The organism is Cellulomonas sp. P4_B5_2, assembly GCF_056402235.1.
In genome coordinates this window covers 1-11,884 of record NZ_JBFUHU010000078.1, presented here as the reverse complement: position 1 = coordinate 11,884, position 11,884 = coordinate 1, and the positions used below count along the sequence as shown (strand labels likewise).

Here is an 11,884-nt window from a genome sequence, read left to right as displayed (position 1 = left end):
CCCCCGAGCCGGCGCCCGCGCCTCCCGTGCTCCCGACAGTCGTGCGCCGACCCGTGGCCCGGTCCACCGCAGCGAGCGCGCCGTCCTCCGTGCCCCCGGCCGGCCGCGCCGCCGCACCGCCACCGCCCGTCGAGCCCCCCGCCGGGCGGCCCGACACCTTCGACTTCGGCGACGTCATCGGGGCCGAGTCCACGCCGCCCAGCAAGCTCCGGTTCGACCCGACCGCGCTCGTCCTGATCGTCGTCGTCCTCGTCGTGATCATCGGCGTGGTCCTCGCGTTCCGGGCGCTGTTCTCCTCGCTCGACCCGGGCGACTCGACGGCCGATCCCGACACGTCGCAGAGCGCCGCGGCGCCGTCCACCCCGGCCGCACCCGCGGCGGAGGAACCGGCCGCGCCCGCCGCCCCCGTCGGCGGTGCACCCGTCATCGCCTCCGCGACGACGATCGACCCGTCCGACGCCGACGGCGAGCACCAGGAGGACGTCGCCAAGGCGTACGACAGCGACCCGGCGACGTTCTGGTACACCCAGACCTACAAGCGTGACGACTTCGCGGGGTTCAAGGACGCCGTCGGCTACGCCATCACCCTGACCACGAAGACCACGGTCAGCACCGTGACGCTGCACTCGAACAGCACGGGCGGGAACGTGGAGATCCGCGCGACCGACGCGGCGAACCCGACCAGCGGGGCGGTGCTCGCGTCCGGACCGTTCGGACCGGACGCGGTGTTCACCCTGAACCCCGCCACGGAGACGCAGTCGATCGTCCTGTGGATCACGCAGCTCCCGACGGCACCCGACGGCGGCTTCCGGCTCGAGCTGACGGAGATCGCCCTGTCCTGACGGTGCCGCGTCCTGACGCGGGTCCGGAACAGATCCGGCCTAGGATCTGTTGATCCGTCAGCCCCGCCGGATCGTCTCCGGCATGCCGAACCGCAAGGAAGTCTCGTGACCGAGCAGTCCACCACCGTCCGCGATCTCGTCATCGTCGGCTCGGGTCCGGCCGGCTACACCGCCGCGATCTACGCGGCCCGTGCGGGTCTGACGCCCCTCGTCATCGCCGGCTCCGTCACCGCCGGCGGCGCGCTGATGAACACCACCGAGGTGGAGAACTTCCCCGGCTTCCCGGACGGCATCCAGGGCCCGGAGCTCATGGAGGGTCTGCAGAAGCAGGCCGAGAAGTTCGGCGCCGAGGTGCTGTGGGACGACGCGTCGTCGCTCGACCTCACCGGCGACATCAAGACGATCGAGACGCTCAACGGCGAGACCTTCCAGGCCCGCGCCGTCATCCTGGCCACCGGCTCCGCGTACCGCGAGCTGGGCCTGGACGACGAGAAGCGCATGTCCGGCCGCGGGGTGTCCTGGTGCGCCACCTGCGACGGGTTCTTCTTCCGCGACCAGGAGATCATCGTGGTCGGCGGCGGCGACTCTGCCGTCGAGGAGGCCACGTTCCTGACCCGGTTCGGCAAGCGCGTCACCCTCGTGCACCGCCGCGACCACCTGCGCGCCTCCAAGATCATGGCCGACCGCGCCGAGAACGACCCGAAGATCGAGTTCGCGTGGAACAGCGAGGTCGTCGCGATCCACGGTGATGCCAAGGTCACCGGCGTCACGCTGCGCGACACGGTCACCGGCGAGACCCGCGAGCACCCCGCGACCGGCGTCTTCGTCGCCATCGGGCACGTCCCGCGCTCCGAGCTGGTCAAGGGCCAGGTGGACCTGGACGACGAGGGCTACGTGCAGGTGATCGGCCGGTCCACCGCCACCAACCTCACGGGCGTCTTCGCGTGCGGCGATCTGGTCGATCACACCTACCGCCAGGCCATCACCGCGGCCGGCTCCGGCTGCGCCGCGGCCCTGGACGCCCAGCACTTCCTGGCCTCGCTCGGTGACCTCGTGCACCCGATCCCGCCGGTGGAGACCTACGCCGAGGAGATCCGATGAGCGCCACCACCCCGGTCACCGACGCCACCTTCCAGTCCGAGGTCCTCGAGTCGAAGATCCCCGTGATCGTCGACTTCTGGGCTCCTTGGTGCGGACCGTGCCGGATGGTCGCTCCCGTGCTCGAGGAGCTGGCCGCCACGTACGAGGGCCGCGTCAAGATCGTCAAGGTCAACTCCGACGAGAACCCCCAGGTCACGGGCGACTACGGCATCGTGTCCATCCCGACGCTCAACTTCTACGCCGGCGGTGAGCTGGTGAAGTCCGTCATCGGCGCACGGCCCAAGTCGATGATCGCCGAGGACATCGAGAGCGTGCTCGCCACGGTCTGAGACCCGCACTCCCTGCCGAACGGCCCCGTCGCAACTGCGGCGGGGCCGTTCGTGTCGCTGGGACGGTGCACGGAGCATGGTCGCTCGCGTGCCAAACTCAGGTGCATGACTGCGCACCCCGTTCCCGACGGCGAGACGTCGGGCCCCCCCACGTCCTCCGCCGCCGGCACCGGCACGCGCCTCGACCAGTGGCTCGGCTCCTACGCCGAGCGCACGCACGGCATGCGGTCGTCCGAGATCCGCGCCCTGTTCGCCGTCGCCAACCGTCCGGAGGTCGTGTCCCTCGCCGGGGGGATGCCGTTCCTCGAGGGACTCCCGCTGGACATCCTCGGAGACCTGGCCCAGCGCGTCGTCGCCACGCGCGGCCTGCAGGCGCTGCAGTACGGGTCCGGTCAGGGCGACGAGACCTTGCGTGAGCAGATCCTCGACGTCATGGCGCTCGAGGGCATCGACGCGCACCCCGACGACGTCGTCGTGACGACCGGGTCGCAGCAGGCGCTCGACCTGGTCACCCGCATCTTCATCGACCCGGGCGACGTCGTCGTCGCGGAGGCCCCGTCCTACGTCGGCGCGCTCGGTGTGTTCCGTGCGTACCAGGCGGACGTGGTGCACGTGCCGATCGACGCGGACGGGCTGATCCCCGCCGCGCTGGAGCAGACCCTCGCCTCGCTCGCCCGCGAGGGTCGTCGGGTCAAGTTCCTGTACACGGTGCCCAACTTCCACAACCCGGCGGGCGTCTCGCTGTCCATCGAGCGACGGCCGCTCGTGCTCGAGATCGCCCGTCGCTACGGCGTCCTGGTCCTCGAGGACAACCCGTACGGGCTGCTCGGCTTCTCCGGGGACCCGCGGCCCGCGATGCGCTCTCTGGACGACGAGGGCGTGCTCTACCTCGGCTCGTTCTCCAAGACGTTCGCGCCCGGCTACCGCGTCGGCTGGGTGGTCGCCCCGCACGCCGTGCGCGAGAAGCTGGTGCTGGCCAGCGAGTCCGCGATCCTCTGTCCGTCCAACGCCTCGCAGATCGCGATCTCCACCTACCTGTCCACCTGCGACTGGCAGGGCCAGATCAAGGTCTACCGCGAGCAGTACCGGGAGCGGCGGGACGCCATGATCTCCGCGCTGGCCGAGCACCTGCCCGACGCCACGTGGAACGTTCCGGACGGCGGCTTCTACACGTGGGTCAAGCTCCCCGACGGCCTCGACGCCAAGGACATGCTGCCGCGGGCTGTCACCGCCCGCGTCGCCTACGTGCCGGGGACCGCGTTCTACTTCGACGGCTCCGGCGCCGACCACATGCGCCTGTCGTTCTGCTACCCCACGCCCGAGCGCATCCGTGAGGGCGTGCGCCGCCTCGCGGGTGTTGTCGCGGGCGAGCGTGAGCTGGTGGAGCTGTTCGGCACGACCGGGTCCGCCGGGCACGGCGACGTGCAGCAGCCGGGCCCGGATGTCGCCTGACCCGCCCCCGTCCTCTCGCCATCGGAGTCCTCGCACCGTGACCGCCACCCCGTCCCCCCGCGTCGTCGTCCTGGCCGGGGGCCTGTCCCACGAGCGCGACGTCTCCCTGCGCTCCGGGCGACGGGTCGCCGACGCCCTGCGGTCCGTGGGGGTGGAGGTCTCGGTCCACGACGTCGACGCCGACCTGGTGCCCGCCCTCGTCGAGTTGCAGCCCGATCTCGTGTGGCCCCTCCTGCACGGGACCAGCGGCGAGGACGGCTCGGTGCGCGACGTCGTGCAGATGCTCGGGCTGCGCCTCCTGGGCACCGGCCCGCGCGAGAGCCGCATCGCGTGGAGCAAGCCGATCGCCAAGACCGTCGCCGCACGGGCGGGCCTGTCGACGCCGGAGTTCGTCACGCTGCCGCAGTCGCTGTTTCGTGAGCTGGGTGCGCGCCAGGTGCTCGACGCCATCGTCGGCCGGCTCGGGCTGCCGGTCGTCGTGAAGCCCTCCCGCGGCGGCTCAGCGCTCGGTGTCACGCTCGTGACCAGCGCGGATGCCCTTCCTCAGGCGATGGTCGACTGCTTCGCGTACAGCGACACGGCGCTCATCGAGCGGGCCGTGGCCGGCACCGAGGTCGCCGTCAGCGTGGTCGACACCGGCGACGGACCCGTGGCGCTCCCCGCCGTCGAGATCGTCACGGACGGCCCCTACGACTTCGACGCCCGCTACAACCCGGGACGTACCGAGTACTTCGCGCCGGCCCGGCTCTCTCCCGAGCTGACGGCCGCGGTCGCCGACGTGGCCGTCGCCGCGCACCGAGCGCTCGGGCTCGACGCGCTGTCCCGCACCGACCTCATCGTCGATGCGGACGGCACCGTGTGGTTCCTGGAGGTCAACGTGGCCCCCGGCATGACCGAGACGTCGCTGCTCCCGCAGGCCGCAGAGGCCGCGGGCCTCTCCCTCGGCGAGCTGTACCGCGCGCTCGTCGAGGCCGCGCTCACCCGCTGACCGTTTTCGTACGGTTGTGGACGGGTGAGCTGTACGCGGTCAGCCCTTGAGCAGGCCCGGGTCCTCCGGAGCCAAGCTGGCGAGGATGCGGTTGAGGTCCTGCACCGACGCGAACTCGACCGTCAGCCGGCCGCGCGACTTGCCGAGGCTCACCTTGACGCGGGTGTCGAATCGATCCGAGAGTCGTGCGGCGAGGTGGTCGAGCGCCTCGTTCTTCACGCCTGCGCGGGGTGCGGTCCGGCGTGCGACCGGCGCTGCGTCCCCGCCGAGGGAGACGATCTCCTCGACCGCGCGAACCGACAGGCCCTCGGCGACGATCCGCTGGGCCAGGCGCTCGATCGCCGCGCCGTCGTTGAGTCCGAGCAGCGCGCGAGCGTGTCCGGCCGACAGGACACCTGCGGCCACCCGGCGCTGCACCAGCGGCGGGAGCTTGAGCAGGCGGAGCGTGTTGGAGATCTGCGGGCGAGACCGCTGGATGCGCGTCGCCAGCTGCTCGTGGGTGCAGCCGAAGTCGTCCAGCAGCTGCTGGTACGCGGCCGCCTCCTCCAGCGGGTTCAGCTCGGAGCGGTGCAGGTTCTCCAGGAGAGCGTCGCGCAGCAGGTCGGAGTCGTCCGTGTCACGGATGATCGCGGGGATCGTCGCCAGACCGGCCGCCTGCGTGGCGCGCCACCGCCGCTCGCCCATGATCAGCTCGTAGCCGTCGCCGGCATCGCGCACGACGATCGGCTGCAGGACGCCGACCTCGCGGATCGATCCGACCAGCTCGTCGAGCGCGTCCTCGTCGAAGACCGTGCGCGGCTGCTTCGGGTTCGGCCGGATCTCCCCCACCGGCAGCTCGGCGAACCGCGCACCGGGCACCGGCACGAGCCCGTCGGCCGACTCCGCGACGAGCGGCTCCGCAGCGACTGCCTCGACGAGCGGTGTCCCGTTGTGCTCGAGGTGAGCCACCCCGTTCGTGGACCCGTCGAGCCCGGTCGCCGACGTCGGCTCGGCCGTCGTCGGCTCGACCGTGGGTGGCTCCTCCGTCAGGGTCGCGGTCGCCAGCGCGGCGGCCGCCGCGGCCGCTTCACCGTTCTCTCGCTCGCGATCGGGGAAGAACACGTCGACGGGACGCTCCGCCCCGGTCGGCCGCTGGCCGTCCAGGCCCGTGGGGATGAGGGCTCCGAGGCCCCGGCCCAGACCGCGTCGCTTCTCGCTCACAGTTCCTCCTGACGGACGGCCGCAGCCGTCTGGTGCTCATGGTCTGTCGGGGCGGAGCCGTTCGACGCCTGCCCGTTGCTGTGGTGGTCGTCCTCGAGCTCGGTGGCGCCTCGCTCCGCCACCTCACGGGCGGCCTCCAGGTACGCGAGGGCTCCCGAGGATCCGGCGTCGTAGGTCATGACTGTCTGGCCGTAGCTCGGGGCCTCCGAGATGCGGACGGACCGCGGCACCGTCGTGCGCAGCGTGCGCTCCGGGAAGTGCGTGCGGACCTCGGTCGCCACCTGCTGCGCCAGGTTGGTGCGCGCGTCGTACATCGTCAGCAGGATCGTCGACACGTGCAGCCTCGGGTTCAGGTGGGCCTGGATCAGCTGGATCGTCTTCAGCAGCTGGCTGAGCCCCTCGAGCGCGTAGTACTCGCACTGGATGGGGATCAGCACCTCACGTGCGACCACGAACGCGTTCACCGTCAGCAGCCCGAGGCTCGGGGGGCAGTCGACGAAGACGTAGTCGATCCGCTCCTGCCCGCTCGCCACCCGGCCGTCGAGGTAGGCGTCCAGAGCGTTCCGCAGCCTCGTCTCCCGCGCCACCATCGAGACCAGTTCGATCTCGGCACCGGACAGGTCGATCGTGGCCGGCAGGCACCAGAGGTTCGGTACGTCCGGGCTCTCCTGGACCGCGTCGGCCATCGGCGCGCCGTCGACCAGGACCTCGTAGATCGAGGGCGTCCCCGCGCGGTGCTCGACACCGAGCGCCGTCGACGCGTTCCCCTGCGGGTCGTTGTCGAGGACCAGCACGTTGAGGCCGGCCTGTGCCAGAGCCGCGGCCAGGTTGACGGTCGTCGTCGTCTTGCCGACGCCGCCCTTCTGGTTGGCCACCGTGATGATGCGCGTCTGCGGGGGGCGCGGGAACCGTCGTCCGCGGAGCTCGATCCGACGGCGGGCATCCTGCTTCAGCTCCGCCATCAGCGGGGTGTCGTCGGACACCACCGGGAGGCTGTCGACGAGCGCCGCGCGACGGCTCTCCTCGGGGTCCAGATCATGGCGAGCAGGCATGGGCGAGATGGTGTCACGTGCCGGGACCTGTCCCGTGCTCTCGGCCTGCTGGGAGTCCGGTCCGGTTGTCCTGGTACTCCCCCCAGCATCAGCGAGGGGTACCGACTCTTCGGTGCTCTCGCCTGCGTGACCTGCGGCGATACGTTGGTCGTCCCATGACCCTGCGGTGTCGGCCGCCGCTGCGAGCTCCGAGTCACTGTGCGATGTTTCACGTGAAACGGGGGCACTGTGGTCCTGCGATGCAGGAGCGGCGACGGTCGGGATGTACGGCTCTCCCGCGCTCACCGGTTCGGGCCGGGCGCTCCGCCTCTGGCGCATGGCCGACGCGCCCGCGTCATGGGCGGTCGACTCCGTCTCGACACCGGCCTGTGGGTGTGAGGCAGCGGTGTGGGCCACGCCGGCGGCGGCCGGTCCGCTGGCCGGCTCAGAGCTCGACAGGGACGCGCCCGACGTCGGCGAGCCGGGCTGCTGGTCCGTCTGCTCCCGCTGCGGGACCTCCCGCGCGGCCGGGTCCTGCTCGTTGGCCTGCTCCCGCTGCGGAACCTCCCGCGCGGCCGGGTGCTGCTCGTTCGCCTGCTCCCGCTGCGGGACCTCCCGCGCGGCCAGGTGCTGCTCGGCTGTCCGCGGCATCCCGTTCTGGAAGGAGCCACTACCCACCGGCGCAAGGGGGTGGGCGGCCTGCTCTACAGCTGGCCGCAGTGCGTCCTGCGGAGCGGGCGGGACCTCCCGGGGGGTGCCGCGGGCTTCGCGCTCGGGCACCTGTTGGACCGCCTGGCGAGTCGCGGCCTGCGGCACAGCGGTCACTTCCGTGGGCCGCGTGCCTGCGTCGTGCTGCGCTGCCGGCGGGACGTCGGGCTGCGCAGGTCCCTGCTGAGGTGCCCAGGCCGGGGTGCTCGCGGTGGTCCCGTCGGGCGCGCGGTCGACGGCCTGACCAGTCTCCGCTTCCGGACGACGCTTCTTCCTACCGAACACCAGGCACTGCCTCCCGTACGACGCGGACCACTCTCGTCACTTCGACTCCCTCGATCGTGGGGGCGTCCACCACGGATGCCACGCCTGCTCCGAGCTTGCGGCCGACATGCTTGGCCGCCTCGATCTCGTCCTCCGCCTTGCCGCCCTTCAGCGCGACGAGCGAACCCCCGGCGACAAGCAATGGCAGCGCGAGCCGGTAGAGCTTGTCGAGCGAGGCCACCGCTCGCACGGTCACCGCGTCCCCGAGCAAGCTGCCGTGCTCGTCCTGTGCCCGGCCCCGCCGCACCACGACATTGCCGAGGTGGAGCTCTTCCGCGACCTCGCTGAGCCACGCCGTTCGCCGCTCCATGGGTTCGAGCAGAACGACCTCGGCGTCCGGAAGCATCGCCGCGACCACGATGCCCGGCAATCCAGCCCCGCTGCCGAGGTCGATGATCCGTCCTTCACGCGGGAGGAACGGAACGACGGCGGCGGAGTTCAGCAGGTGGCGTTCCCACAGACGGGACAGCTCCCGAGGGCCGACCAGCCCGCGCAGCTCCCCCTGGGAGACCAGCAGGTCGTGGAACCCCAGGACTGCCGTCCACGCGGGACCGAAGTACTGCTCGAGGCGGGCGTCGCCATCCAGCGGGTCGGCTCTGTCGGTCGCGTCCGACTGAACTTCCGCCACTGTCAGGTCCCCCAGGTTTCACGTGAAACAGTGCTGCTGAACATCGCGTGAGGGCGCCTGTGACGACGATCGATGGGCTGCCCTGGCTCTCGCGCGGCCCTACCGTACCGTGCGAGGGTTCCCTCCCCTCGCCGTCCACAGGACATGTCGCCGATCGACTTGTCCGGTTCTCGATGAGCACGGAGTCATCAGCGGCGCGGCCGTGGAACTGACGCGGGTACCAGCCTCCGGGGGCTCGTTTACGCGAGGTGCCACGTGCCTCGCTCCTTCGCGACCGCATGGTCGGCCGCGGCCGTTTCACGTGAAACACCCGTGCGGCAGTAGCCGACCGCGAGCTTTGGCGGATTCCTCCTTCGCGCAACTCGTCCAGCCGACGCGGACGCCCGCAACCAGGCCTGGCGGTGCCCTGAGCCGGGTCGTACGTCATTGTCCGCGACGGTGGTGCCAAGCATCAGGCGAGGCCCGTTCATGTGTGGGTCGGCGTCATGGCTCGGTGGAGAGATGGCGGTGCACTCGCCGGGCGATTGCGGTGGCTCGGAGACCTCCCTCCCACCCGGCGTCGCCGCTGTCGTGCCCGTAGGTGACGGTGTCATCCCGGGCCGCGAGGACGGAGCGACTGGAGCGGGGCCCGCCTCTGCGCTCATCGTCAGGCCGCCTCGGACGCCGCGAGTCCTCGATGTGCGTCACCTGCCAACCGTGGCGACCGCTCGCCCCGCTCGACCGTCCCGATTCCGGCACTCGCACGTCGCAGGTCGCGGACGCTGTCTGACACGTCACTCGTCTAGCTGCTCTGCCCAACTCGCTCGCCCACCGGGTGACGACCTGTCGCCCGAAGGCGCATCGCTGGCCCGCCCGGTCACGACCTGTCGCCCGACGCACGTCACTCGTCCACCCGGTCACGACCTGTCGCCCGACGCGCATCGCTCGTCCACCCGTCCACGACCTGTCGCCCGACGCACGTCACTCGTCCACCCGGTCATTACCCGCCCCTCGACCCGCGTCGCTCGTGCACCCGATGGTCGGACGCCGCGCTCCCTCGCCACTCGTGCGCCCACGCTCCGCACACCGAGCGTCGCGGCCGTCGACCGCACTCCGATCCCGGGTGCAGCCGGCTCACGTCGCAGCTCGCCAGCGCTCACTACATGTGCCCGCGTTGTCGATTGCCCGTCGCCATTCCCGGGCGCTGAGGGCGTGAGAACCGTGGACGGTATTGCGGCCGGCCGTCGCTGGCGACGGCCTGCTGTTTCACGTGAAACACGACTGCCTACCCGACTGAGCTCTACATCCCACGCACTGGCTGGCTCGCAACTGCTGCTGCTCTTGCTTCGACCCATGTCGGGGTGCCTTCGCCATCAGCTTCGCCCGAGGCCGGGAGCCTCATGCGCAAGCCCTGCCGTTAGGTGGCACGGATACTCCCGCCACCTGAGATCGCACGACGCCGCTCAACACCCGAGCCCGACCACCATCGCACCCGCCACAGAAGGCTCCGTAGCCCATGGCCGCGCATCTAGCTCACGCCACGCCCGAGAGTGCCATCTGGTCGACACCGTCGAGCGCGCACCTCAGTGACCGCCCAGGGGTCCGCGGGGCATCCGACTTCGAACTGCGCTTCCGCCGGCAAGCCGCCGGGTCCCTCCTGCCTGTAGCCGATCGAGACAAGTACGGCTCGATCGCGATCGCCGAGACAGACGCTATGGACTCGGTCACTGATCACGCCAGGGCGTCTGGCCCGCCCGGCGACCTGCCGGTGGGGGGCGGTCTGAGTAGTCACCGCGCCGCGATCTCGCCTTGGAATGGCCCAGCTGACACTCGGTGCCGACTCGCCGAACGCCGACGGCCCTGACTTCGTAGCGCGCCATCGGCCAGCGTGCCTTGGAGGGGGTGATCGGGACGCTCCTCGCGAACGCCACCGCACAGCCGACTCGCCGTCCGATCGCATGTTTCACGTGGAACATCACGAGGTGTGATCACCAGGGTCGCCCTGCCACCTGTCGGCGAACTCTCGTCTGCTCTGGGTGCGGCATTGAGATGAGCCCCAGGGATGGGGGCCTCACAAGCAGAGACGAGCGCCGAGCGGCCGTGCCGACGTGCCGTGGTGCCGCCGTGCCGCCGTGCCGTGCCCCCACGAGCCAACCGACGCCTCGCGACCCGGCGAACGCCGAGACGACTGCCAGTCCGTACGACCGGATATCGCAGGGTGGCACGCGGATGCGGCGCAGGGAGGAACTCTCCCTTTGACTGCGAGCTGTTTGGGAAACCGACGGAGAATTGCCTGCAGTCTCACGGCGAGATCTCCGACAGCATGACGTGGCCGTTGTTCCCCTACTCGCGACGGGTGCGACCCGCTCATGAGGGACACCACTCACGAGTACTTGGAGTCGAAGGGCAGGTAAGCGCCTCGCGCCATGTCCATCGGTTGTGGGTACCCGCAAGCCGTGCCAAGTCCAGCGAGCGCCGGCGGAGCGCGAAGCGGTGCCGCCTAGTGGCCCGACGATCTCGAGCACTGCACCCACGCGCACCACCTTGCGCGGCGGGCCAGCTTCCGAGCGCATGTTTCACGTGAAACGACGAGGACGACCTCCGCTCGGCGACGCGGGATGAGGCCTCCGATAGATCCGTGCGAGAGGCTCACTGCCGAACAGGTGCTGCGCCGGGACGCCAGGCACACCCTCTCCGACGACGTAGGCGTGCCGCAACGACCCTCGTCCAGCCAGGAAGCCAGCTCGACTCGCCACGAACGGTCGCATCAAGGCCGGACCGTCGGCACCAGAGAGGGCCACAGCCGGCCGGCGCCGGCTTCACTCGCCCCAACAGACACAGGTTCGTCTGCGGGACAGCCGAGCAGCGGCGCAGCCTCGTTTCACGTGAAACAGCGAGTCTTGTTCACATCACCGCCGGAGCCACTCCCAACCCTCGCCCCGTGTTTCACGTGAAACACGTACGACAAAGGGGTGGACCCCCACGGGTCCACCCCTTCGCCTTACGCCCTTGAGGGGCATGGATCACGCCGGGCGGATCACCACGTGCCGGTTCGGCTCCACGCCGTCGGAGTCACTGGACATCCCCGCAGCGGCCACGGCGTCGTGCACCACCTTGCGCTCGAAGGGGTTCATGGCACCGAGCGCCACGGCCTCCCCGGACGCCTTCACCCGCTCGATCGCCTCGGTGGCGACCGTGACCAGCTCGGCACGGCGTGCAGCGCGGTAGCCGGCGACGTCGAGCATCAGGCGGCTCCGCTCACCGGTCTTCGCCTGTACGGCCAGTCGGGTCAGCTCCTGCAG

At 70.8% G+C, this 11,884-nt stretch carries 8 protein-coding genes and 1 pseudogene; 5 read left to right on the top strand and 4 right to left on the bottom strand.

The window, feature by feature from the left end:
• The 5 genes and pseudogenes from AC1DUQ_RS07560 to AC1DUQ_RS07540 all read left to right on the top strand — a co-directional run.
• Positions 1-842 (top strand): annotated as a pseudogene (locus tag AC1DUQ_RS07560) (hypothetical protein); the annotation flags it as partial.
• A 105-nt stretch (positions 843-947) separates the two neighbouring features.
• The gene (gene trxB, locus AC1DUQ_RS07555; RefSeq protein WP_477059568.1) at positions 948-1,943 is read left to right on the top strand and encodes a thioredoxin-disulfide reductase; all 996 of its coding nucleotides are present in this window, start codon (positions 948-950) and stop codon (positions 1,941-1,943) included.
• On the top strand, positions 1,940-2,272 hold the full coding sequence (trxA, locus tag AC1DUQ_RS07550) for a thioredoxin (protein WP_477059569.1): 333 nt from the start codon (positions 1,940-1,942) through the stop codon (positions 2,270-2,272). Before trxB ends, trxA begins: the two co-directional genes overlap by 4 nt.
• A gap of 105 nt (positions 2,273-2,377) precedes the next feature.
• Entirely contained in the window at positions 2,378-3,724 is a 1,347-nt protein-coding gene (locus AC1DUQ_RS07545; RefSeq protein WP_477059570.1) for an aminotransferase-like domain-containing protein, read from the top strand.
• Between the two features lie 37 nt (positions 3,725-3,761).
• The gene (locus AC1DUQ_RS07540) at positions 3,762-4,712 is read left to right on the top strand and encodes a D-alanine--D-alanine ligase family protein (RefSeq protein WP_477059571.1); all 951 of its coding nucleotides are present in this window, start codon (positions 3,762-3,764) and stop codon (positions 4,710-4,712) included.
• A gap of 39 nt (positions 4,713-4,751) precedes the next feature.
• Here the strand turns inward: AC1DUQ_RS07540 and AC1DUQ_RS07535 are convergent, their stop codons facing one another.
• The 4 genes from AC1DUQ_RS07535 to AC1DUQ_RS07520 form a co-directional block, all read right to left on the bottom strand.
• Complete coding sequence (locus tag AC1DUQ_RS07535; protein ID WP_477059572.1) at positions 4,752-5,912, bottom strand: ParB/RepB/Spo0J family partition protein; 1,161 nt, start codon at positions 5,910-5,912, stop codon at positions 4,752-4,754.
• Positions 5,909-6,964, bottom strand: coding sequence for a ParA family protein (locus tag AC1DUQ_RS07530; RefSeq protein ID WP_477059573.1), 1,056 nt, complete (start codon positions 6,962-6,964; stop codon positions 5,909-5,911). Before AC1DUQ_RS07530 ends, AC1DUQ_RS07535 begins: the two co-directional genes overlap by 4 nt.
• A gap of 961 nt (positions 6,965-7,925) precedes the next feature.
• A complete protein-coding gene (gene rsmG / locus AC1DUQ_RS07525) occupies positions 7,926-8,603 on the bottom strand; it encodes a 16S rRNA (guanine(527)-N(7))-methyltransferase RsmG (RefSeq protein WP_477059574.1) in 678 nt (225 codons plus the stop codon).
• Positions 8,604-11,605: 3,002 nt separating this feature from the next.
• Positions 11,606-11,884: Jag family protein (locus AC1DUQ_RS07520; RefSeq protein WP_477073591.1), on the bottom strand; the 279-nt coding region annotated here is incomplete at its 5' end.